Below are 22,229 nucleotides of genomic sequence, written 5' to 3' on the forward strand. Positions count from 1 at the left end.
CGACACAAGAGGTCAGGACACTCCCGCCCGTCGTCAAGACCTTTGACAAGACCTTTCCTCCCGTTTGGCCCGGGCAGGATCGTCGGCGTCAGCCGAGGAGCCGTGGCGGCACGGGAGCACCTGGCTGGATTGAGTAGATCGCTTACAGGATCAGTCTTCCTCGAACGGATCCCATTCGTCATCTACTTCGGGCAGGGCTTCAGTTTCGACCTGAGCAGCGCGTTGCTCGGCTGTTTCGATGCTTTTGATCCGCGCTTTCGGGAAATGACTCAGAACCGCTTGCACCAGTGGATGCTTTTCCGCTTCGGCTTTGAGAGCCAGATCAGCAGCATCCCGAACTTCCGCAATTGTCGGAGCGTCGCCTTCTGAGACAATCGATACTGCCCAACGGTTACCCGTCCAGCGTTGCAGCGATGCACCCAACCGTTGAGACAGATCGGTCGGGGCATTGTCGGCCGGGGTAAATTCGATCCGTCCCGGTTGGTACGACACGAGGCGTACCCCGTTTTCGACCTCGACCAGCAGTTTCACATCCCGGTTGGTACGGATTAATTCAACCACATGTTCAAAAGTGGGATACCGCGCTAGTGCTGCCTGTACGTCCTGAGCCAGAGCTGCACTCGGTCCGCCTGCATTCCCACCGATGGCCGAAGAGGTATAGGCCGGTCGGGCAGAGGCCTGTGGCGCAGCGCTCGCCTGGCCTGGCACTCCGATACCCGAACCCGGCCCGGGATTGGGGGGGGAGGTGCATCCTTTAAGCGCTTGATCAGTTCTTCCGGACTTGGCAAGTCGGCCACATGGGTCAGGCGGATCACAGCCATTTCTGCGGCCATCATGGCGTTGGGTGCAGCCGAGACCTCTTCCAGAGCTTTCAGCAGCATTTGCCACATGCGGGTCAGAACACGCATTGGCAGCGCTTCGGCCATCTGTTGGCCTCGGGCGCGCTCGTCAGGCGAAACGGTTGGATCTTCGGCGGCATCAGGGGTGATTTTGACCACCGAAACCCAATGGGTGATCTCAGCCAGATCGCGGAGCACTGCCAGAGGATCAGCACCTTCTGCATATTGTCCGCTAAGTTCGGTCAAAGCACTGGCCGCATCACCGCGCAGGATCATGTCCATCAGATCCAGCACTCGACCCCGATCCGCCAGCCCAAGCATTGCGCGCACCTGATCTGCGCTGGTTTCACCCGCACCGTGCGAAATCGCCTGATCCAACAGCGAGGTTGCGTCACGGGCAGATCCTTCGGCGGCTCGGGTGATTAGCGCCAATGCGTCATCGGCGATCTGCGCTTTCTCGGATTCAGCGATCTTGCGCAACAGGCCGATCATATCTTCGGGTTCGATCCGCCTCAAATCGAAACGTTGGCAGCGCGACAAAACCGTGACCGGGACCTTGCGGATCTCGGTCGTGGCGAAGATGAATTTCACATGCTCGGGTGGTTCCTCAAGCGTCTTGAGCAGCGCGTTGAAAGCGCTGGTCGAGAGCATGTGGACCTCGTCGATAATGTAAATCTTGTAGCGTGCGCTGGCGGCACGGTAGCGGACACTGTCGATGATTTCACGGATGTCGTTCACACCAGTCCGGCTGGCGGCATCCATCTCCATCACATCAACGTGGCGGCCTTCCATGATGGCGACGCAATGCTCGCACTGACCGCAGGGTTCGGTGGTGGGTTTACCTTCGCCATCAGGCCCGATGCAATTCATCCCCTTCGCGATGATCCGGGCTGTGGTTGTTTTACCGGTGCCACGAATGCCGGTCATGATAAAGGCCTGGGCGATCCGGTCCGCCTCGAACGCGTTTTTCAGTGTGCGTACCATCGCGTCCTGACCGACCAGATCGGTAAAGGTTTCAGGACGGTATTTGCGGGCAAGAACCTGGTAGGCGGGGCTTGGCGTATCGGTCATGTCTGCTCTGTCGGATTCGAATTACGCCGCAGCGTAGAGGCCCCCGCTGCCCGCGTCCACAGCAAGCCGCGAGGATTTTCATTTTGGATTGCCGTCCGACGCGGTTAATATCGTACAGTCTAAGACCAGCCAGAAAGATTTTCTGATCAGCGTTTCGGGGGGAGCGTAGAATGGCTCAGATTGTTATCCATGCACTTCAAGTGGGCGGGGGCTCGCTTGCGTTAACCTCAATGCCAGGGCGAGGAGGAGACTATTCCGGTGATCTTGATGCGGTTACCGGATGGAAGCCCGGCCTTATTCTGTCAATGACCACTGAGGTCGAGATGATCCTTGATGGCGCCAGGGATTTTGGGGCCGATGTTCGCAGCCGCGCTTGTCGCTGGGTTCATCTGCCAGTCGAGGATTACGGTATACCCTGCAACGACATTGATATGCGCTGGGCGGATGCCAGCGAGTCTGCTCGCCACGCATTGTCGGGTGGAGGCCGAGTACTAATCCACTGCAAAGGCGGATGTGGCCGCTCTGGTATGGCTGTATTGCGCTTGATGGTCGAGTGTGGAGAGCACCCGGACGAGGCATTGAAAAGGTTGCGAGCCTTACGCCCATGTGCAGTTGAAACCGACGCGCAGCTGCGCTGGGCGACTGCGCCTGCCAGTGTCCTGGTAGCCGAATAGCGATCAGGCCGACGGACGGTATTCAGCCTGCGCCCGAGTGTTTCCGCTCAGGGCTAACACTTCCAGCATTGCGCACGGCGGTCGGGACAAGGTGCCTGCAGGGATGGGGCGCGAGTCCGTGCCAAACATCAGGTCTGCATAGCTGTCCAGATGGTCGATCGCGACGTCTGAATCGGCATCACAGAACACTCGGGTTTCTTCCGGACCGGAGCGAAATCGGGCGGTGCATCCACTGGTGCAATGAGTCAGATCGCAGCTTCCTTCGATTCCGAATCCTGCGGTGGTCGTGGGGCCAGCTTTTCCAACCGAATTGGCCAGTGCCCGTGCCATTCGTGCCAAAGCGGGGCAGTTTTTCCCGGTCCGTTGGCAAATTGTTGCCGAGAATTTATGCGTGTTGGTCTTCCAGATCATTCATGCGCCCTCCGCGCAGGGCAGGGGCATCAATCAGGAGGGACAGCATGCATGCGGTCTTGCCCTGCCCGGACACCCCGCCCGAGTTTCAGTTTCGTTTTGATGGCAGGTCTCCTGACTCGCGGGTCATTGCTTTGCCGACCTTCCCGGCCTTCAAGGCCAGTGGCATTTCGACATCGCTCTCCGCTTACAGTTGCGGGGGCAGTCTCGGACTGGGTTCGTTCCGGGTTTATCCGGGCAGAACCGCACCGTGTTCCCTTTTCATCCCGGCCCGGTTGGGCGCGAGAACCATCACGTCATCGCTAGCGGTACAATCGTTCGGGTGTCAAGAAGATTGATCATGGCATGTGACGCACGGTCTAGCCACGTCAACCTTGACTCGGCGCGCCTTGGGTGAACTGATCGGTTCAGTTGATTTCAGAGGGCACCATGTTGGACACACAGCAAGCGGTTGTCACCGAGGACATTCAGTTTCAGTCCGGCCCGGCAATACTGTCGGCCCGGCTCTATCATCCAGTCGCAAAACCGGACAAAGTTGTTGTGATCAACGGCGCAACCGGTGTGCCCCGAGATTACTACCAACATTTCGCAAGTTGGCTTGCAGAAGCGCACGGCATGGCCTGCCTGACTTATGACTACAGGGATTTTGGTCACTCTCTGACAGGCTCACAAAAGCAATCGCGTGTCACCATGGCGGATTGGGCGCTGATCGACATTCCGGCTGCACGGACCGAAATGCGGCGGAGGTTTCCACAGGCCAAGCTTTGGAGTATCGGGCATTCTTTGGGCGGGATGTTTGGTCCGGTCCAACCCGATTTCGATCAGATCGACAGGATGATATGTGTCTGTTCCGGCCTGGTAACGCTGAGGGATCATCCTTGGCCTTACCGCGCTTTGGCGACGTTGTTCTGGTACGGTCATGCGCCCCTGGCGGTACATGCGCTCGGGTATTTGCCTGGAAAGGCTTTGGGTTTTGGAACAAATCTGCCTTCCCAAGTTTACTGGCAATGGCGCAAATGGTGCACAGCGCCTCAAAGCTATGTACCCGAAATCGGAAACACCTTGCCGGCAAACCGCTGGGCCGACATGGGCAAGCAAGTTGACATATTCGCCTTTGAGGATGATCAGGTTGTGCCCCCCGAGGCGGTTTGGCGGCTTGCCGATCTCTATGGTTCTGGCGCGCGGCGCCATCCGCTTTCGGCAAATGAATTCGGGTTATCTGAAGTCGGCCATATCGGCGCGTTTGCCCGGCGAAACGCTGCCGTCTGGCCCCGGTTGATCGCCTGAACTGCTGGGCACCGGTAACCGGTGCCCAGAATGGTCAAAGTCCCTTGCGGGATTTTTTCTCGTGCATCACGCTGCGCACCATTTTTCCAAACGCTTTATCGCGTGCGCGTGCCTGTGCCACCGAAGCCGAATTGTGCTGATCTTCGCGACGCAGCTTGCGCCATCGGTCCAGCCGTGCGGGATCAAGTGCACCGGATTCGATTGAAGCCTGTATCGCACAGCCGGGCTCGGTGTCGTGCTGACAATCAGAGAATCGACAGTTCAGGCTCAGGTCCGAGATGTCCGAGAACACCTCGTCCACACCCTCTTGCGCGTCCAGCAGGCGCAACGCACGCATACCGGGTGTATCGATCAACCAACCTCCGTTGCTCATTCGATTTAACGCACGCGCTGTTGTTGTGTGCCTGCCACGCGCATCATCTTCGCGAATGCCTGCGGTGGCTTGATCCTGCCCGGTCATCCCGTTGGCGAGTGTCGTCTTGCCAACGCCAGACGATCCGACCAGGGCGCTGGTCTGTCCCTTTGGGCACCACGACAGGACCTGTTCGATATCGGACTGATCCAAGGCATTTACGGCCAAAACTGTCAGAAACGGGGCCAGTGACTGGGCCTGTTCGACATAAGCAATTGCGTTGTCGCAGGTGTCCGACTTGGTCAGAACGATCACCGGATAGCTGCCTGCCTGATGGGCCAACGCAAGATAGCGCTCTAGTCGGGGCAGGTTGAAGTCGGCATTGCAGGAACTGACGATGAACAGCACATCCACATTGGCCGCGATTAACTGTGCTGCGACGCCTGTGCCCGCGGCCCGGCGCTGCAGCAGGCTGCGCCGTTCCAGAACACTGCGAACGCGTTTGTTTTCATCGGTCAGTACCCAATCTCCGACGGCAAAAGCACCAGTCGATTGGTCTGGGGAGAGTAGGGGAGTCTCGCCTTCTTGACTCAACCCGATCAACCGATCCCGGTGAACAGCTGCGATGCGAAAGGGGAGAAGAGAGGGCTCAGCCGCATGCTGAGCTGCAAAGTGAGAGGACCATCCGAGGTCCGATAAGGAAGGTGACATGTGTCTGCCTGTGATAGAAACAACGATCCTGTCGAATGGCGGACGCGCATTCGCAGGTGAGGTACTCAGGCAGTCAGCTGGAAAAATGAATCAGAACCTGTCTGCCCGAAGGGTCATTGCTACAATCATAAACGCCCTCCTACGGCTAATGGGTTCAAAGTGAGAGGTTGGACATCGACCCAAGCGGGGCTCGTTGTGGCTGCTTCCTTCCGGACCTGACCAGGTTGGCGAGGCGCTCGCCCGCGCCAACCTCTCGAACACCGATATAGGCCTCCGGCTGTAAAATGGCAACCCGTCAGAAGGTCAGATGAATACGCATAAACCCATCGGTATCACGGGGCAGTATCTGGGGATCATAATCCGCCAATTCTTCCAGGTATTTGTCCGCGCCAGGACCGGTGGTCAGAATTGCTCCACGGCTTCGGGTCGGCTCAAAAGTAAACGGTTGAGGAGCTTGTTCCAATGGGTCTACGGGCGATCTTCCCGCGATGTAGTCGCACAGGATTTCGTGAATGCGCAGCGACGGCAGGTTGATCTGATCTGCTTGAAAGTCGACAGGAAAATTACCGCCCCCGCTGGCGCGATAATTGTTGAGTGCAACAACAAACCTTTGATCGGGGGCGACAGGCAGCCCTTGAAATGCAAGATCGCGAACGCGGCTATGGCCGGGATCTGTGATCCGTCCGGTTGCATCGAAACGAGCGGGTTGAGACAGGTCGAACCGGCAGGTCACGCCATGCAGTACATCAAAATAATACCCGGCCCGCAGAGGATCGATGAGGTTGACGGGATCATTCAGCGAAAGCTGATTGAACAGTCCGGCGGACATCTCAAGCCAGTCACGAACCTGTTCCCCGGTGATCAAGGTGGCGCGCAACTCGTTTGGAAACACGCACAGATCAGCCACATTGCGTACCGAGATACTTCCCGCCGAGACATCGGTATAATATCGAGTGCCTGCGCGGCCTCCGAATTTGGTCGGGGCGGCGGCTGACAGGACTGGATGGTCTGCCCACTCGGTATTTATAAGGTACGGTCGAAGCGCTGCAGCCTGAGCGGTTGCGATAAGCGCCAATCCACGATCAGGGGCGCAGAACGAAAAATAGCTGTGTAAAGGGTGTGGGACATTGCCGACGGGCTTTGCCGCGCGGGCGCGTGTTGCTGTGTGGCCTTGGGCAAATAACTGCGCCAACTCGGGACAATCGGTCACCGGCGATTTTGCTTGATTGACTGCGCGTAATTCGGCTTCGCTCTTGACGATGTGCCAGCCGTCAATGTCTCGACCCAGTGTCAAATCAATGAGGCCGAGATGTGAGCCTGCCCAACCCGGCATCACTACCGGTTTGCCATTTACAAGTCCGCGATTGCTGTCGACACGTTTCAAACCGACATGCGCCGCGCCCGGCAGAGTCAGGTGTGTATGGCCAGCAACGATTGCATCAATGCCTGTCAGGGCCGCAAGCGGAATAACGGCATTTTCCAGTTCTGGCTGTGCCTCTGCCGAACCGAGGCCTGAATGAGCCAGCGCGACGATCAAATCGCATCCATCTTTGCGCAGTTCTGCTGCTGTACGTTGTGCTGCGGTTAGGATGTCGGCAATTTGCACGTCATCCCGCAGCATATGCGCCTCCCACCGGGCGGTCTGAGGTGGCAGGACAGAAAGAACACCTATGCTAATAGGAACATCTTCTCCACCGACACTGATTGTGCGCTGCAGAATTGCTTGGGACACCCAGCCCTGTTCGGGGGTGTTGCTTTTCATGTTGCTGCAAACAACCGGACACTCGAACTGACCTGTGATGCGATTTATGAACTTTAGTCCAAATCCAAAATCGTGGTTGCCCAATCCGACTGCATCATACCCCAGGATATTGAACGCCTTTGGCAAAGGGTGTTGGGCTGGCATGGCTTCGGCCGCCCAGTCGCCAAACGGGGTACCTTGCAGGCTATCGCCATTGTCGAATAGCAAAACCAGCGCCCCGTTGCGTTCCGCCTGTTCTTGGGCGACCCGGATCATGCTTGCGGTGCGGGCGAGTCCGACATCAGGATTGGGGCGATCGGCATAATAGTCGTATGACGTCATGTGCATATGAAGATCAGAGGTCGCCAGGATCCGAATGTGCGCGCGACCTTTGGAATATCGATTTTGAGGCAGGAAAACTTCGGCTTTCAATATTTTTACTTCTGGATGATTGTGTAACGTAAACTTCACTATGAGTTGTATTTAGTGCAAATTCCGAGGCATTGCTGCGGTCTTTCGACGGCGCAAGAAATATTGATCTGTGAATACCCCGTTGCACCGGTGGTCAAGACATGGCAGCCCTTTGCGCAAATACAGGAATGACAGGCATGAAACGCGCAGAACAGGTAACTTTTGGCGGCTCTGGGCTGGACCGGGCGGGATTGCTGCGAGGCGATGCGGACAAATTGGCGCAGGCACAAGTTGACCCGTCAGCAAAATGTGTTCTGCTGTGGCGCGGCAAAATTTTGGCTAGGGGTGACGCCGTGGATCAGCTTGCGCTGCTTCCCATGTCCCTCGATATTCTCAATAATGGTCCGGGCGGTGTGATCGAAGTGCCTGTCTTGCTTGGGTGTATGGACGACGGATCGCCACTGTTTGCCTTGGATATATCTGATTGGGCGGCCGAGGGGCTCGACCTCTCTGCCGTCGGGGAGTTTGTGGATGGTAGCGAACAACAGCACCCCGACCTGCCCAAAGGACATGTGTTTGTCGAGCTACGCCGGATCATGGCACGGCTGAATCCGCGTGATGCAGAGTTGGCAGCAACCGCCAAGGCGGTGATCGGCTGGCATGAAACGCATCAGTTTTGCGCCCAGTGCGGTGCACATAGTGAGATGGTTCAAGCTGGATGGCAACGCAGCTGCCCATCCTGTGGCGGGCAGCATTTCCCGCGCACAGATCCGGTTGTTATCATGCTGATAACGCATAGAAATTCGGTTCTTATGGGCCGTTCTCCTGGCTGGCCCGAGGGGATGTATTCACTTTTGGCGGGCTTCGTTGAACCCGGCGAAACGCTCGAAGCCGCAGTACGGCGCGAGGTGATGGAAGAAGCCGGAGTACCCGTGGGCGAGGTGCGCTATCTTTCCAGCCAGCCTTGGCCCTTTCCTGCATCCCTGATGTTTGGCTGTGCAGGCGAAGCCCTTTCGCGCGATATTCAGATCGACCCGGTTGAAATCGAAGATGCGATGTGGGTCACCCGGACCGAGATGATGCAGGCCTTTGCCGGGGACCACCCCAAGCTCCTGCCAGCCCGAAAGGGCGCGATTGCACATTTTTTGTTGCAGCACTGGCTTGCAGACACATTGGACTGACGAGAAACTGGACTCAATCAAGGGCAGAGTAAAACGAACATGCAGTTTTCAGCGCAGGAAGATATCGAAGTTCCGATTGATACGGTCTTCACCATGATTTCTGATTTCGAGCGCTTTGAACGCATGGCCTTGCGGCGCGGGATTGAAGTGAGGAGAATCGCCGATTCTGCGGTGCCACAGACCGGAACCGCATGGGAGACCGAGTTCAAGATACGCGGTAAACCACGTCAGATTGCCATAGAGATGACGGAATATGACAGCCCGTCTCTGATGCGCTTTCAATCCAGTAGCAAGGGAATGAACGGTGATACGGTTGTCGAGCTTTTGGCACTGTCTCAACGTCGGACACGTTTGCGGATTGAGACATCGCTGGGCGCAAAAACCCTTCCCGCACGGCTATTGCTACAGTCTTTGAAGCTCGGGCAATCCAGGTTCCGCCGACAGTTTCATACGCGGCTCAGCGAATTTGCGCGGGACATGGAAGAACGGCACCTGCATGGTGCCTGAATATGAGGGAGTAGATGAGTAGATTGGATCAACCGATCATCCGCGAAGCTGTTGAGGCTGATGCTGATGGAATTGCCAAGGTGCTGACCGAACTCGTGGCTGCCGGTAAGCGAAGCAAAGACAGCAACGCTGCTTTTGCTTTGGGGCATTACATCAGCGATCCCGAACGTATTCGGTGTAGTGTTGCTGTCACGCCAAACGGAGAAATTTTGGGATTCCAATCGCTGAAACTTGCCACCGAAAACAACCCCTATGAGGTTGCGGTCGGCTGGGGCATCATCGGCACACATATTCGGCCGTCTGCTGCGCGACGCGGTGTGGGGCGGGCACTATTTGAATCGACGCTTGAGGCCGCTCGGTATAAGGGTTTACCTGCTATCGACGCGACGATTGGGGCTGCCAATCCCGAGGGGCTTGGGTATTATGAAGCCATGGGATTTCGAGAATATCGCCGGATGGAAGGTGCAATATGCAAGATCTTTCATGTTCCCAAAGTCTGAGCCTGGCAACACCCAAACGATAAGCCCGTCCTAAAACATGTCGCAGATCTTCTTTCTTCACGGCGCATCCAGCAGTGGGAAAACGACACTGGCACAGGCACGGCAAAGGGCGGCAGAGGTGCCATTCTGGCACATCTCGATTGATCATCTTCGGGACTCTGACGTTCTGCCCATGCGGCGCTTTCAAAGCAGAGAATTCGATTGGTCGATCGAGCGTGGCAAGTTCTTTGATGGTTTCCATGCGTCTTTGGCGGCCTATGCAAATGCAGGGAACAATCTGATCATCGAACACATTCTGGATACGCCTGAATGGGCAGAAATGCTAAAGCGGCATCTGGCAGGTCATGATGTATTGTTTGTGGCTGTGCATTGCCCCACCGACCTCCTAATCAAAAGAGAAATGGCGCGCGGTGACCGCGAACAAGGCAGCGCGGTGAGTGACCAACAGGTCATTCACATAGGCAGGGTCTATGATCTGGAAGTCAATTCGATGGATGACATCGATGGGAATGTCGATCTCATCCTCGACGCTTGGCGCAATGGGACGCGGAGCTCTGAGTTTGCCCTGCAGGAGGGGTAGCGACAGCGAAATGTTACCCGCGGGGCTGCGCCGCCGGGTAGACGCCAAGCACCTCAACATTGGTGGTGAAATGCTCTAGTTCATCCATCGCCAATTTTACATTGCGATCATCCGGGTGGCCTACGATATCCGCATAGAACTGCGTCGCAGTGAATGAGCCGTCGACCATGTAGCTTTCCAGCTTGGTCATGTTGATGCCATTGGTGGCAAATCCACCCATTGCCTTGTATAGCGCGGCCGGGATGTTTCGGACCTGAAAGACGAAACTGGTGATCATCCCATGTTCGCCACGACGCGAATCGTCCACCTCTCGTGACATCACTAGAAACCGGGTCGTATTATCTCCCTGATCTTCAATATGTCGCGCTAATACGTTGAGGCCGTAGATTTCGCCCGCCAGTTCACTGGCCAAAGCTGCGGAATGCTTGTTGCCAGCCTCAGCAACTTCTCGCGCGGCGCGGGCATTGTCAGGGCTGACCCGTCCGCGAATTCCGTGCTCTCGCAAAAATCCTGCACATTGTGGCAGCAAAACAAGGTGGGAATGCGCTTCGGTGACGTCTTCCAACTTGGCGCCTGGTACGGAAAGCAAATTGATATGCACCCTCACAAATGCCTCATCGATAATATGCAGCCCGCTATGGGGAAGCAGGCGGTGGATATCCGCGACGCGGCCATAGGTGGTGTTTTCTACCGGCAACATTGCCAGATCAGCTTCTCCCGAACGCACCGATTCGATCACATCTTCGAATGTGCGGCAGGGCAGTGCGTCCATATCCGGGCGCGCGTTGCGGCAAGCCTCGTGGCTATAGGCGCCGGGTTCTCCCTGAAATGCGATGCGATTGGTCATTTGGTCGTTTCCGTGCAACAAGTTCTTGAATTGGGCGTTTAGTCGCGGTGTCTATACCTTGCCTCTTGTCAGGGGAAGCCTTAGACACCCGGAAGACAGCTAAAGTGGACTCGCGATCAATGTTCGACACGATGACAGTTACCAAGGCCGCAGCAGGCCTGTTTGGCACCTTCCTGGTGCTGCTTCTGGCAAAATGGGGGGCGGATGTCCTCTATAGCAGTGATAGCCATCATGCCGAGGCTGCCTACGTTATCGAATCCGAAAGCTCGGGCGAAAGTGCCGACGGTGAAGAGGTGGTCTTCGAAGAGATTCTGGCAGCAGCCGATCCTGAAAAAGGAGCAAGGGTGTTCCGTAAATGCACCGCTTGCCACAAATTGGAAGACGGCGCGAACGGCACTGGCCCGTACCTGTACGCTATCGTAGATCGCCCTGTAGCTTCGGCAAAAGGGTTTACCGGCTATTCTGCAGCTATGCAGGCGCATGGCGGCAACTGGACGCCTGAAGCGCTTGATGCCTTCCTGACCCGACCCAGCAGCTATATCTCGGGCACCTCGATGAGCTTTGCTGGCCTGAAAAAACCACAGGATCGCGCCGACTTGATTGCTTACCTGCAGACCATCGGCAACTGATCTTTTGATCATTACGCAAGAATTCAAAGCCGCTGCGCCAAGCAGCGGCTTTTATTTTTTACGTGAGAAAAACTTCACAAAGCGCTCACGCATTCTAAACTTGCAACTGACAGTGCTGGACCTTTAGCTGGCTGGCACGACAATGAAGATGACAGTTATTCAGAGGACGAGCCCAATGAAACCCCTTCTGCCCGCGATGCGCTTTACTGGAATTCATTCTTGGACTGCGGCGCTAGGAATTTCGGCAGCGGTTGTTTTCGGGGGTATTCAAGCCAGCGCCAGCGAGGATGGTATCACGCGAAGCCACGGCTATTCTTACTTTGGAAACCTGGATTACCCGGCGGATTATCCGCACTTGAATTATGTCAATCCCGATGCGCCAAAAGGTGGAGAGCTGTCGCTGGCGGGATCAGGTACGTTTGATTCCCTGAACCCCTACTCGCGAAAAGGTCGCGCAGGCGCGTTGACGACGATTCAATATGACCCGCTGATCGAAAGCACATCAGACAGTGTTGGCCAATACTACGGCGTTGTCGCCGAAAGCATGGAGTATGACGAAGGCCGCAACTACGTGATATTTCATTTGCGCCCCGAGGCGATGTTCTGGGATGAAACCCCAGTGACGGCCGAGGATGTAGTCTATAGCCACCGCCTGTTTATCAAGCAGGGCTTGCCATCTTATGCACAGGCAGTCGGTCGGATGGTCACGGGTGCCGAAGCGCTGGATGATCACACCGTCAAATTTACCTTCAGCCCGGATGTCACCCGTCGTGGGCTTATCGAAACAGTTGGTTCAACTCCGGTCTTCTCGAAGGCTTGGTTTGAAGCTGATGAAAACCGCCGTCTTGATGAACCTCGTCTTGAGGTCGCGGTAGGGTCCGGCCCGTACAAGCTGGACAGCTACGACATCAATCGCCGCATCGTTTACAAGCGTCGTGATGACTATTGGGGCAAGGACTTGCCGATCAATGTGGGTCGCAACAATTACGACATCATTCGGATCGAATATTTCGCTGATCAAACTGCCGCATTTGAAGGTTTCAAAGCTGGTGAGTACACCATGCGTGTTGAAAGTGATCCGAAGCAGTGGGCCTCGAGTTACGATTTCCCGAAGCTCGACGAAGGGTATGTTGTGCAGGATGAGATCGTTGATGGAAGTCCTCCGACACCATCTGGGTTTGTATTCAATCTGGGAAAACCGCAGTTTGCCGACAAGAATGTGCGCAAAGCACTAGCGCTGGCGTTTAATTTCGAATGGGCAAATGAGTCGCTGATGTTCGGACTGAACAAGCCGCGCAATTCGTTTGTGCAAGGCACTCATCTTGAGGCAACAGGTGCGCCAGAAGGCGCGGAACTGGCGTTCTTGGAAACACTGGGCGATGTCGTCCCGGCCGAAGTCTTAAGCGAGCCCGCGCTTGTTGTTCATGAATCCAACCCGGCCCGCCTGAACGACCGTCGCAATCTGCGGAAAGCGTCGAAACTGCTGGATGAAGCCGGATGGCCGGTCGGTGAAGGCAATCTGCGCCGAAATTCCGAAGGGCAGACGCTGAAAGTGAATATTCCTTACGCGTCCAGTATTCCCACCTCGACTTCGACGATGATCGAGACCTACGTCCAGAACCTTCAGTCAATTGGTGTGGATGCTTCTGCAGAGAAAGTTGACCCCTCTCAGTTCACGCTGCGGCGTCGTGAGCGGGATTACGACATGGTGTATTCGAACCGATATGGCTCGTTCCTATCCACCGGTGGCGGCCTAAGCCAGATGTATGGATCGGAAGAGGCTGCATTCAGCCTGTTCAATCCGGCGGGTCTTGCCAGCCCTCTTGTGGACGCGGTGATCGAAGCGTCCTTTGATACAACAAATCAGGCAGAGCAGGATGCCGCATTGATGGCGTTGGACCGTGTGCTGCGCTATGAGTTCTTTGTCATACCCGATGGGTATGTGGCGGACTATTGGACGGCTTACTACGACATGTATGAATATCCTGAAAATCTACCTCCATTCTCGCTGGGGTATCTCGATTTTTGGTGGATCAACCCTGAGAAAGAGGCTGACCTGAAAGCCAAAGGCGCGCTGCGGTAAAATGGGCGCCTATATTCTAAGACGCCTATTGCTGGTCATACCGACCCTTCTGGGCATCATGATCGTCAATTTCACGCTGGTGCAATTTGTGCCGGGCGGACCGATCGAACAGATCATTGCGCAGATCGAAGGTCAGGGCGATGTCTTTGCAGGATTCGCCGGTGGTGGCGATGCCGGGGCAGGCGCCGAACCTGCTGGAGGTTCCTTTGACGACAAATACGTCGGTGCGCGTGGGTTGCCGCCTGAGTTCATCGCTGAACTGGAAAAAGAGTTTGGATTCGACAAACCGCCACTCGAACGTTTTCTAGGCATGATGGGCAATTACCTGACGTTGGATTTTGGTGAGAGCTACTTCCGCTCGATTAGCGTGATCGATCTGGTGCTGGAAAAAATGCCCGTGTCGATATCGCTGGGTCTTTGGTCGACCCTGATCGCCTATCTGGTTTCGATCCCGCTGGGTATCCGCAAGGCGATCAAAGACGGGTCAAGTTTCGACACTTGGACCAGTGGTGCGATCATTGTGGCATATGCGATCCCCGGGTTCCTGTTTGCCATTCTGCTGTTGGTGTTGTTTGCCGGTGGGTCGTATTGGCAGATATTCCCGCTGCGCGGGCTCACCTCGGACAACTGGGAAAGCCTCAGCCTGCTTGGCAAAGTCGCCGACTATTTCTGGCACATCGCGCTTCCGATCATCGCACTGACGATCTCGGCCTTCGCGACGCTGACACTGCTGACCAAGAACTCGTTCCTGGATGAGATCAAAAAGCAATACGTCATGACCGCCCGCGCCAAGGGTCTGAGCGAGCGCAAGGTGCTGTACGGCCATGTCTTCCGCAACGCGATGCTGATCGTGATTGCAGGGTTTCCGGCAGTGTTCATCGGCGTGTTCTTTGGTGGCTCGATCATCATCGAGACCATTTTCTCGCTCGATGGTCTTGGGCGACTGGGCTTTGAGGCCGCAGTGGCGCGCGACTATCCGGTGATTTTCGGCACGCTCTTCATCTTTGGCCTGATGGGCCTGGTTGTCGGCATCATCAGCGACCTAATGTACGTTCTGGTCGACCCGCGCATCGACTTTGAAAAGCGGGAGGGATAATTGGCACTTTCCCCTCTTAACCAGCGCCGCTGGCGCAATTTCCGGCGTAACGGCCGTGCCTTCTGGTCGCTGATCATCTTCTCGATCCTGTTTGGCCTGTCGCTGTTTGCCGAGTTCATCGCCAACGATAAGCCGATCCTGGTGAAGTACCGGGGCGAATTCTACACGCCGGTCTTCAACTTCTACGCCGAGACCGAATTCGGTGGCGATTTCCAGACCGAGGCGATCTACCGCGACCCCGAAGTCATGTGCCTGATCGACAGCGGAGGGCTAGATCAGTGTTTCGATGATCCTGAAGGGATTATCGAAGAGATTAAAGCCGGTACATTCGAGGCGGACGGCTTCGAGCGCGGCTGGGCTATCTGGCCACTGATCCCTTATTCCTTCAACACCAGCGTGGACCGACCGGGTGCTGCACCGCTGCCGCCCAATAGTCAAAACCTGCTGGGCACGGATGACACCAAGCGAGATGTGCTGGCCCGCGTGATCTATGGCTTTCGCCTGTCGATCCTGTTCACGCTAATTGTGACCGGGGCTGCCAGTTTGATCGGCATCTTTGCAGGGGCCATTCAGGGCTTTTTTGGCGGCTGGCTCGATCTGATCTTTCAACGGATTATTGAAATCTGGTCATCAACTCCCTCGCTCTATGTGATTATCATCATGTTTGCCATTCTCGGCCGAAGTTTTTGGTTGTTGGTGGCTCTGATGATTCTCTTCGGTTGGACCGGGTTGGTTGGCGTTGTACGGGCTGAATTCCTGAGGGCTCGAAATCTGGAATATGTTCGTGCCGCGCGCGCGCTAGGTGTGGGTAACATGACGATCATGTTCCGCCACATGCTGCCCAATGCGATGGTTGCCACGCTGACCTTCATGCCGTTCATCGTGACCGGCACGATTGGCGGACTGGCGTCGCTGGACTTCCTTGGTTTCGGCCTTCCGTCCTCGGCCCCATCGCTCGGAGAGCTCACATTACAGGCAAAACAAAACCTGCAGGCCCCGTGGCTGGCCTTCACCGCCTTTTTCACCTTTGCCATCATGCTGTCGCTGCTGGTCTTCATTTTCGAAGGCGTGCGCGATGCGTTTGATCCCAGAAAGACCTTCTCATGAGCCTGCTGGATGTGAACAACCTCAAAGTCTCCTTCCGGCAGGACGGGCAGGTTTCTGCTGCGGTGAAAGGTGTGTCCTTTACCGTGGACCGGGGTGAAACAGTAGCGCTGGTAGGGGAATCGGGCTCAGGCAAGTCTGTGACCGCTCTCAGCACCGTATCACTGCTGGGCGATAGTGCGATCGTCGAAGGCTCGGTCACCTATGACGGCCAAGAGATGATTGGCGCGTCCGAGAACAAGCTGATGGAAGTGCGTGGCAACGACATCAGCTTTATTTTCCAAGAGCCGATGACCTCGCTCAACCCGCTTCATACGATCCAGAAGCAGATGACCGAGTCTCTAGCATTGCACCAGGGGCTGGCTGGTGATGCGGCGCGAAATCGGATTATTGAACTGCTGAACAAAGTTGGCATCCGCGACCCGGAAGAACGTTTGGACAGTTATCCGCATCAGCTGTCGGGTGGGCAGCGTCAGCGCGTGATGATCGCAATGGCGCTGGCCAACAAGCCGGACATTCTGATCGCAGATGAACCAACGACCGCGCTGGATGTGACCATTCAGGCACAGATTCTGGAACTACTGGCTGAACTGCAAAAGTCTGAAAACATGGGAATGCTGTTCATCACCCATGACCTTGGCATCGTCCGGCGCATCGCAGACCGGGTCTGCGTAATGAAGGGTGGTGAGATCGTCGAAACCGGCGTAACCTCCGAGATTTTCGACAACCCGCAGCATCCTTATACGCGCAAGCTGCTGGCGGCTGAGCCGTCAGGACACCCCGATCCGGTGGCAGCTGATGCCGAAGAGGTCGCGCGCACCGATCACCTGAAGGTCTGGTTTCCGATCCAACGGGGGTTCCTGAAACGTACAGTCGGGCATGTAAAAGCCGTCAATGACGCGACGCTCAGCGTCCGCGCCGGGGAAACGCTTGGAATCGTAGGCGAGAGCGGGTCGGGCAAGACGACACTGGCCCTGGCCATGATGCGTTTGATCGCCTCCGAGGGCGGGATCACTTTCCGCGATCAGGACGTTCGCCGCTGGTCAACGCGTGAACTCAGACGGCTGCGCAAAGATATGCAGATCGTGTTTCAGGACCCGTTTGGCAGCCTCAGCCCCCGTATGACCTGTATGCAGATCATCGCCGAAGGGTTGGCTATCCACAATGTCGACCCCCATCGTGCCCCGCGTGAATTGGTGGCCGAAGTGATGACCGAGGTCGGGCTGGACCCCGCCGCGATGGACCGCTACCCGCATGAGTTTTCAGGCGGGCAACGCCAGCGGATCGCCATCGCGCGCGCCATGGTGTTGCGGCCCAAGCTGCTGGTTCTGGATGAACCGACCAGCGCGCTGGACATGACCGTGCAGGTGCAGATTGTTGATCTGTTGCGGGACCTGCAAAGGAAGTACGGGCTGGCTTATCTGTTCATCAGCCACGACCTGAAGGTCGTGCGCGCGATGTCTCATAACGTCATCGTCATGCGCAACGGGGATGTGGTCGAGATGGGCGCAGCCGAGGATTTGTTCGAACACGCCCAAACCGACTACACGCGTGAATTGATCGCGGCAGCGGGCTGACGAGCAGCCCGCCCCCCTAGCCTCAGGCCATTTCCTTGTTCTTTGCAGAGGCAGGAACAGGGCCGCGCAGTTCTTCATAATGATCGAACTGCAGTTTGACCCAACCGGTGCCACGGGTGGCGCTGGCAAGGGTTCGGTGCAGTTCATCCTCGGCAACGGCCGGAAGCTGCGCGTTGAATATCTCCCAACCCGAAGCGTTCGGATTGCCCTCGAATCCTAGAACTTGACCCTGCAAAGAACTGATCGTGGGGACCAGGTCACCGACGAAGGTTGACGGCAGATGGATTTCGGCATTCAGGATTGGTTGCAGGACGACGGGTTTGGCCTCGGGCAGCGCTTCACGCACCGCGTTCTTGCCAGCGGTGCGGAAGGCATAGTCCGAACTGTCCACGTTATGGTGCTTGCCGTCGCTGAGCGTCACCTTGACGTCCACGACAGGGAAACCTTCAGGGCCTTCGACCAGTGCGTCCTTGGCCCCGTGTTCAACCGAAGGAATGTAGTTCCGGGGTACGGCCCCGCCCTTGACTACTTCTTCGAACTGGAACCCCGATCCGCGCGGTAGCGGCGCGATTGAGATCACCACATCAGCAAATTGACCTGCGCCACCGGATTGCTTGCGGTGGCGGTGACGATGATCGACTTTGGTGCGGATGGTTTCGCGATAGGCGGTTCCGGCGGCCTCGGCTTCAATCTCAATCCCAAAATCTTCGTCTAGTTTAGCTGTCACGCGGCGCATGTGTTGTGGGCCTTGCGAACTTAGAATGGAATGACCGCTTAATTCGTCCTGTTCCAGATGCAGTCCGGGATCGATTTCAACCAAACGGGTCAGCGCGTTCGACAGACGCACATCGTCGCGTTCATGCGCGGGTGAGACAACCTGACGATGCGCAGCGGGATGCGAAGAGGCCCATTCCGGCAGCGGTGTAGCAGCAGCGCTGTCATATATGAAACCAGGGTTGAGATGATCGGATTTGACGGCCAGACCAATCTGTCCAGCCTCAAGAGCACCGATCTGGGTTTTGGCGTCGAGTGTGGTCAGGTTCCCAACGGTTTCACCGCCCAGAGGCTCGTGCGCTTTGACGCCATCGCCCAGTCCGCGCAATACGGTGATCTTACCAATATGCTTCTTCACATCCGCAAAGCCTGCGATGGCGCGCGCTGAATCTTCGGCCTCGTCCCTGTCTGCTGCGATGTTGAATTCCGGGGCCTCATGGCGCAGTGCTTTCATCAGGCGCGTCAGGCCATTGCCATGGCTGGCAGCACCCAGGCAGGCGGGGATAAGCTGGTGGTTCTGCAAAACCTGCGCGGCCAACTCGTAGACCTCCTCGCTGGGTGGCTGCTTATCTTCGATCAGTTGCTCCAGCAAATGGTCATCAAAATCTGACAGGGTCTCGAGCAACTCGGTGCGCGCTTCCTGTTCGCGATCCTCCACCGATTGCGGCAATTCGATCAAGGCTGAGGGCTGGCCTTCTTGATACTTCCACGCGCGTTCCGAGATCAGGTCGACGGCCCCGATGATGTCTTCTCCTTCGCGAATCGGAACTTGACGCAAAGCGATGTGGTGACTGCAATAGGTCTGAAGCGCTGCTACGATGTCGCGTATGCGGCCATTGGGGCTGTCCATGCGATTGATAAAGAGGAAACTGGGAATACCTGCTTCCTCAACCAGTCTCAGATAAGGGGCACAAAGGACTGCGGCGTCTGGATCGGGGGGAACCACAACCACAGCTGCGTCTGAAATGGCCATCGCCGGGCCGACATAGGCCAGCGCATCGCCGCCTCCGTCCACGTCCACCGCGCACCACGGTTCGTCTAAATAAGAAAAACCGTGCAAATGCACGGTTCCGGAAACATCGAATGTTGTAGGCCGCCCGTCGAGGCGGCTGATCGCTTCGACCAAGGTGGATTTGCCCGATTGACTGGGGCCGAGGACGGTGAAAACGCGCATGAGTGCTGTCCCTGTTTCAGTTGCAACTTGGCTGCACGAAAAGGGCTGTCGAACGCATGCGCGTCGGCAAGAACTGTCTGCGTTTGCCTGCCTCAGGCTGTGAAGAGGCGGTCCTCTCCACCCCTTGAGTGTGGAGAAAACCGAAGGCATGCGTCAAGCCCCCGTGCTGGATTCGAAGGGCAGGTCGCGAAAAACGACCTGCCGAAGTGTGTTCAGATCGCGGAACTATGCCCAGCCTTACTCAGATCATATGCGTCGAAGCTACGTGCGATCATGCGGGTGAGAGCGCGCGCTTCGGGCGGGATGAACAAGCCGTTTTCATCAATGCGCAGCAGTCCGTCAAAGGCTGCATTTGCCTTGGCGTACATCTGGTGCAGCTCAGCGGCTGAGATGTCGTAGTCGCGCAGAATCTCGTTCGAATTGATCTGGAAATCACACATCAGTGCCTCGATCAGGCGCGACCGCAGGATATCCTGACCTTTGAACAAGTGCCCGCGCGACGTCGAGAACCGCCCTTCGCGAATGGCCTTCGTGTGGGCTGAGGTTGCCGGAGCATTCTGTGCATATCCCTGCGGGAACCGCGAGATTGAGCTGGCACCCAAGCCAATCAGGATCGGGGCCTGATCGTCCGTGTAACCCTGGAAATTCCGTTTCAGACGACCGGCACGCAGCGCATGGGTCAGCCCATCATCCTGGGTCGCGAAGTGGTCGATCCCGATCTCAGCGTAATTGTCCCACAGAAACAGTCGCCGGGCAGTTTCGAACAATTCCAGTCGCTTCTCTGGCGTGGGAAGCGCATCTGATGGAATCAGTTGCTGGCGCTTGGCCATCCAGGGCACATGAGCATAGCCATAAAGCGCGACCCGATCCGGGTTCAGGGAAAGCAGCTTTTGGACGCTCTCGGTCATGCGGGCTTTGGTCTGATGAGGCAGACCATAAAGGATATCCGCGTTCAGGCTGGCAATTCCACGTGCGCGGATCATCTCGGCCGCTTTGCGAGTGGTATCGTAGCTTTGAATGCGGCCTATGGTTTTCTGGATTTCATCATCGAAATCCTGCACGCCGATCGAGGCGCGGTTCATCCCGGCCTCGGCCAGCGCATCCAATCTGGCTTCGTCGATCTCATTCGGATCAATTTCAACCGAGAATTCCGCATCTGGACCCAGCGGAACGACTTCAAGAATCCGTCCTGCCAACTCGCGCATCAGGTCCGCATTCAACAGGGTCGGCGTGCCGCCACCCCAATGTAGCCGAGACAGCGTAACTCTCTCGGGCAAACGCGCGGCCAGCAGGTCAAGTTCGGCTTTCAGAACGTCAACATAGGCAATAACAGGGTTATCCGTTTGGGTGCCTTGTGTCCGGCAGGCGCAGAACCAGCATAGCCTGCGGCAGAAGGGTACGTGGATATAAAGCGAGATCGAACTGCCGGGGGCAATCCCGGAAATCCAGTCGGCAAACAAGTCAGCCCCCACGTCATTGCTAAAGTGGGGGGCTGTGGGATAGCTTGTGTAACGCGGTACTTTCGCGTCAAAAAGTCCAAGCCGTGCCAATTGCGGTTTCAGTGTCATGGCGATATGACTATAGCGGGAGGGCCCAGGGTACTTTGACCGAAATCAAATGGAAACGCGAATGACACTCAAGGCCCAATTCGACCACACAAATTGCGCAGAATGCCCGATACGGCATCGCGCGGTGTGCGCGCATTGTGAAAAGGACGAGCTGGAAGAACTTGAGAGCATCAAGTACTACCGCAGCTTTGAGGCTGGGCAGACAGTCATCTGGTCCGGTGATCCGATGAACTTTGTCGGTTCTGTCGTATCCGGAATTGCGTCTCTGACACAGACGATGGAAGACGGGCGCACACAGATGGTGGGCTTGCTCTTACCTAGTGATTTCGTTGGCCGACCCGGGCGTGAAAACGCGCCGTATGACGTTGTTGCGACGACCGATCTGGTGATGTGCTGCTTTCGGAAAAAACCTTTTGAAGAACTGATGGTGACGACACCGCATATCGCGCAGCGCCTGTTGCAGATGACTTTGGACGAGTTGGATGCCGCGCGTGAATGGATGCTGGTGCTTGGGCGGAAAACGGCGCGGGAAAAGATTGCCAGCCTTCTCTCGATCATTGCGCGTAGGGACGCGTCACTTCATTCGTCCGGCACTGTCGGCCCGATTGTATTCGACCTTCCTCTGACACGAGAGGCGATGGCAGACTACCTAGGCCTGACACTTGAGACTGTTAGCAGACAAATCTCAGCCCTCAAGAAGGACAAGGTCATCTTGTTGGAAAGCAAACGCCATGTCACGATCCCAGATATGGGGCGTTTGATGGAAGAGGCGGGTGACGATTCGGATGGCGGATTTCTGGTCTGATATCCGATGATCTGACTAAAGCCCCAAAACAAACAGGAGCCAACAATGGAATTCAGCGGTGTATTGGCCATGTTGTTCATCGGCGCGATTGCCGGGTGGCTGTCCGGAAAGATCATGGAAGGACGCGGGTTCGGCCTGATCGGCAACATCATCGTCGGAGTCGTCGGCGCGTTTTTGGCTGGCACGATCTTTCCCGCTTTGGGCTTTGGCGTCGGTGGTGGGCTGCTCTCTTCGATTTTCTTTGCGACGGCCGGCGCAGTGATTCTTCTGTTCCTAATTGGCCTGATCCGCAAGGCTTGAGAAAAAA

At 56.4% G+C, this 22,229-nt stretch carries 19 protein-coding genes, 1 other RNA gene, 1 pseudogene and 1 riboswitch; of the genes and pseudogenes, 13 read left to right on the plus strand and 8 right to left on the minus strand.

Annotated elements, in window-relative coordinates; translation table 11 throughout:
- Positions 1 to 150: 150 nt before the first annotated feature.
- Positions 151 to 1,910 (minus strand): annotated as a pseudogene (locus G7G_RS22890) (DNA polymerase III subunit gamma/tau).
- A gap of 170 nt (positions 1,911 to 2,080) precedes the next feature.
- Here G7G_RS22890 and G7G_RS0109710 point away from each other — a divergent pair.
- Positions 2,081 to 2,584 carry a protein-tyrosine phosphatase family protein gene (locus tag G7G_RS0109710; RefSeq protein ID WP_010440915.1) on the plus strand — a complete coding sequence of 168 codons (504 nt, stop codon included), beginning with the start codon at positions 2,081 to 2,083 and terminating at the stop codon, positions 2,582 to 2,584.
- Between the two features lie 3 nt (positions 2,585 to 2,587).
- On the opposite strand, the gene G7G_RS0109715 is transcribed toward G7G_RS0109710, so the two are convergent.
- Complete coding sequence (locus G7G_RS0109715) at positions 2,588 to 2,995, minus strand: hypothetical protein (RefSeq protein WP_010440917.1); 408 nt, start codon at positions 2,993 to 2,995, stop codon at positions 2,588 to 2,590.
- 87 nt (positions 2,996 to 3,082) lie between these two features.
- A riboswitch (cobalamin riboswitch) is annotated at positions 3,083 to 3,303 on the minus strand.
- Positions 3,304 to 3,424: 121 nt separating this feature from the next.
- Here G7G_RS0109715 and G7G_RS0109720 point away from each other — a divergent pair.
- Positions 3,425 to 4,282: an alpha/beta hydrolase family protein gene (locus tag G7G_RS0109720; RefSeq protein ID WP_010440919.1), complete on the plus strand. Its 858-nt coding sequence runs from the start codon at positions 3,425 to 3,427 to the stop codon at positions 4,280 to 4,282.
- Positions 4,283 to 4,316: 34 nt separating this feature from the next.
- On the opposite strand, the gene rsgA is transcribed toward G7G_RS0109720, so the two are convergent.
- The 3 genes from rsgA to G7G_RS0109735 form a co-directional block, all read right to left on the minus strand.
- Positions 4,317 to 5,345 carry a ribosome small subunit-dependent GTPase A gene (gene rsgA / locus G7G_RS0109725; protein WP_010440921.1) on the minus strand — a complete coding sequence of 343 codons (1,029 nt, stop codon included), beginning with the start codon at positions 5,343 to 5,345 and terminating at the stop codon, positions 4,317 to 4,319.
- A gap of 157 nt (positions 5,346 to 5,502) precedes the next feature.
- Positions 5,503 to 5,601: signal recognition particle sRNA small type (gene ffs, locus G7G_RS23915), an RNA gene on the minus strand.
- Between the two features lie 39 nt (positions 5,602 to 5,640).
- A complete protein-coding gene (locus G7G_RS0109735; protein ID WP_375154075.1) occupies positions 5,641 to 7,557 on the minus strand; it encodes a bifunctional 2',3'-cyclic-nucleotide 2'-phosphodiesterase/3'-nucleotidase in 1,917 nt (638 codons plus the stop codon).
- A 137-nt stretch (positions 7,558 to 7,694) separates the two neighbouring features.
- Between G7G_RS0109735 and nudC the strand changes: the two genes are divergently transcribed.
- Genes nudC through G7G_RS0109755 form a run of 4 tightly spaced genes read left to right on the plus strand, consistent with a single transcriptional unit; the run spans position 7,695 to position 10,265 of the window.
- Positions 7,695 to 8,678, plus strand: coding sequence for an NAD(+) diphosphatase (gene nudC, locus G7G_RS0109740; RefSeq protein WP_010440927.1), 984 nt, complete (start codon positions 7,695 to 7,697; stop codon positions 8,676 to 8,678).
- Between the two features lie 39 nt (positions 8,679 to 8,717).
- Positions 8,718 to 9,185 carry an SRPBCC family protein gene (locus G7G_RS0109745; RefSeq protein WP_010440928.1) on the plus strand — a complete coding sequence of 156 codons (468 nt, stop codon included), beginning with the start codon at positions 8,718 to 8,720 and terminating at the stop codon, positions 9,183 to 9,185.
- Positions 9,186 to 9,199: 14 nt separating this feature from the next.
- A complete protein-coding gene (locus tag G7G_RS0109750; protein ID WP_010440930.1) occupies positions 9,200 to 9,685 on the plus strand; it encodes a GNAT family N-acetyltransferase in 486 nt (161 codons plus the stop codon).
- 37 nt (positions 9,686 to 9,722) lie between these two features.
- On the plus strand, positions 9,723 to 10,265 hold the full coding sequence (locus tag G7G_RS0109755) for a chloramphenicol phosphotransferase CPT family protein (protein ID WP_010440932.1): 543 nt from the start codon (positions 9,723 to 9,725) through the stop codon (positions 10,263 to 10,265).
- 13 nt (positions 10,266 to 10,278) lie between these two features.
- Here G7G_RS0109755 and G7G_RS0109760 read toward each other — a convergent pair whose 3' ends face one another.
- Complete coding sequence (locus tag G7G_RS0109760; RefSeq protein ID WP_010440934.1) at positions 10,279 to 11,112, minus strand: prephenate dehydratase; 834 nt, start codon at positions 11,110 to 11,112, stop codon at positions 10,279 to 10,281.
- A 119-nt stretch (positions 11,113 to 11,231) separates the two neighbouring features.
- Here G7G_RS0109760 and G7G_RS0109765 point away from each other — a divergent pair, with 119 nt between their 5' ends.
- The 5 genes from G7G_RS0109765 to G7G_RS0109785 all read left to right on the plus strand — a co-directional run bounded on the left by G7G_RS0109765 (position 11,232) and on the right by G7G_RS0109785 (position 17,601).
- Complete coding sequence (locus tag G7G_RS0109765) at positions 11,232 to 11,741, plus strand: c-type cytochrome (protein WP_029621890.1); 510 nt, start codon at positions 11,232 to 11,234, stop codon at positions 11,739 to 11,741.
- Between the two features lie 175 nt (positions 11,742 to 11,916).
- A complete protein-coding gene (locus G7G_RS0109770) occupies positions 11,917 to 13,824 on the plus strand; it encodes an extracellular solute-binding protein (protein WP_010440938.1) in 1,908 nt (635 codons plus the stop codon).
- A 1-nt stretch (position 13,825) separates the two neighbouring features.
- Positions 13,826 to 14,920: a microcin C ABC transporter permease YejB gene (locus G7G_RS0109775; RefSeq protein WP_010440940.1), complete on the plus strand. Its 1,095-nt coding sequence runs from the start codon at positions 13,826 to 13,828 to the stop codon at positions 14,918 to 14,920.
- Positions 14,921 to 16,027, plus strand: a complete 1,107-nt coding sequence (locus G7G_RS0109780; RefSeq protein ID WP_010440942.1) for an ABC transporter permease — start codon at positions 14,921 to 14,923, stop codon at positions 16,025 to 16,027.
- Positions 16,024 to 17,601 carry an ABC transporter ATP-binding protein gene (locus G7G_RS0109785; protein WP_010440943.1) on the plus strand — a complete coding sequence of 526 codons (1,578 nt, stop codon included), beginning with the start codon at positions 16,024 to 16,026 and terminating at the stop codon, positions 17,599 to 17,601. The genes G7G_RS0109780 and G7G_RS0109785 overlap by 4 nt, the downstream gene beginning before the upstream one ends.
- Positions 17,602 to 17,623: 22 nt before the next feature.
- On the opposite strand, the gene G7G_RS0109790 is transcribed toward G7G_RS0109785, so the two are convergent.
- Together G7G_RS0109790 and hemN are read right to left on the minus strand one after the other, a co-directional pair.
- Positions 17,624 to 19,549, minus strand: coding sequence for an elongation factor G (locus G7G_RS0109790; protein WP_010440946.1), 1,926 nt, complete (start codon positions 19,547 to 19,549; stop codon positions 17,624 to 17,626).
- 212 nt (positions 19,550 to 19,761) lie between these two features.
- Positions 19,762 to 21,117: an oxygen-independent coproporphyrinogen III oxidase gene (hemN, locus tag G7G_RS0109795; protein ID WP_010440949.1), complete on the minus strand. Its 1,356-nt coding sequence runs from the start codon at positions 21,115 to 21,117 to the stop codon at positions 19,762 to 19,764.
- A gap of 61 nt (positions 21,118 to 21,178) precedes the next feature.
- On the opposite strand from hemN, the gene fnrL reads away from it, so the two are divergent.
- A complete protein-coding gene (gene fnrL, locus G7G_RS0109800) occupies positions 21,179 to 21,922 on the plus strand; it encodes a transcriptional regulator FnrL (protein ID WP_010440951.1) in 744 nt (247 codons plus the stop codon).
- A gap of 45 nt (positions 21,923 to 21,967) precedes the next feature.
- Complete coding sequence (locus G7G_RS0109805; RefSeq protein WP_010440953.1) at positions 21,968 to 22,222, plus strand: GlsB/YeaQ/YmgE family stress response membrane protein; 255 nt, start codon at positions 21,968 to 21,970, stop codon at positions 22,220 to 22,222.
- The last annotated feature ends 7 nt before the right edge of the window (positions 22,223 to 22,229 follow it).

Source organism: Ruegeria conchae (genome assembly GCF_000192475.1).
Classification (GTDB): domain Bacteria; phylum Pseudomonadota; class Alphaproteobacteria; order Rhodobacterales; family Rhodobacteraceae; genus Ruegeria; species Ruegeria conchae.

Excerpts from the sequence above, each read along its gene's own strand:
- G7G_RS0109710 (WP_010440915.1), top strand. The coding sequence starts at position 2,081 with ATGGCTCAGATTGTTATCCATGCACTTCAAGTGGGCGGGGGCTCGCTT.
- G7G_RS0109715 (WP_010440917.1), bottom strand. The coding sequence starts at position 2,995 with ATGATCTGGAAGACCAACACGCATAAATTCTCGGCAACAATTTGCCAA.
- G7G_RS0109720 (WP_010440919.1), top strand. The coding sequence starts at position 3,425 with ATGTTGGACACACAGCAAGCGGTTGTCACCGAGGACATTCAGTTTCAG.
- rsgA (WP_010440921.1), bottom strand. The coding sequence starts at position 5,345 with ATGTCACCTTCCTTATCGGACCTCGGATGGTCCTCTCACTTTGCAGCT.
- nudC (WP_010440927.1), top strand. The coding sequence starts at position 7,695 with ATGAAACGCGCAGAACAGGTAACTTTTGGCGGCTCTGGGCTGGACCGG.
- G7G_RS0109745 (WP_010440928.1), top strand. The coding sequence starts at position 8,718 with ATGCAGTTTTCAGCGCAGGAAGATATCGAAGTTCCGATTGATACGGTC.
- G7G_RS0109750 (WP_010440930.1), top strand. The coding sequence starts at position 9,200 with ATGAGTAGATTGGATCAACCGATCATCCGCGAAGCTGTTGAGGCTGAT.
- G7G_RS0109755 (WP_010440932.1), top strand. The coding sequence starts at position 9,723 with ATGTCGCAGATCTTCTTTCTTCACGGCGCATCCAGCAGTGGGAAAACG.
- G7G_RS0109760 (WP_010440934.1), bottom strand. The coding sequence starts at position 11,112 with ATGACCAATCGCATCGCATTTCAGGGAGAACCCGGCGCCTATAGCCAC.
- G7G_RS0109765 (WP_029621890.1), top strand. The coding sequence starts at position 11,232 with ATGTTCGACACGATGACAGTTACCAAGGCCGCAGCAGGCCTGTTTGGC.
- G7G_RS0109770 (WP_010440938.1), top strand. The coding sequence starts at position 11,917 with ATGAAACCCCTTCTGCCCGCGATGCGCTTTACTGGAATTCATTCTTGG.
- G7G_RS0109775 (WP_010440940.1), top strand. The coding sequence starts at position 13,826 with ATGGGCGCCTATATTCTAAGACGCCTATTGCTGGTCATACCGACCCTT.
- G7G_RS0109785 (WP_010440943.1), top strand. The coding sequence starts at position 16,024 with ATGAGCCTGCTGGATGTGAACAACCTCAAAGTCTCCTTCCGGCAGGAC.
- G7G_RS0109790 (WP_010440946.1), bottom strand. The coding sequence starts at position 19,549 with ATGCGCGTTTTCACCGTCCTCGGCCCCAGTCAATCGGGCAAATCCACC.
- hemN (WP_010440949.1), bottom strand. The coding sequence starts at position 21,117 with ATGACACTGAAACCGCAATTGGCACGGCTTGGACTTTTTGACGCGAAA.
- fnrL (WP_010440951.1), top strand. The coding sequence starts at position 21,179 with ATGACACTCAAGGCCCAATTCGACCACACAAATTGCGCAGAATGCCCG.
- G7G_RS0109805 (WP_010440953.1), top strand. The coding sequence starts at position 21,968 with ATGGAATTCAGCGGTGTATTGGCCATGTTGTTCATCGGCGCGATTGCC.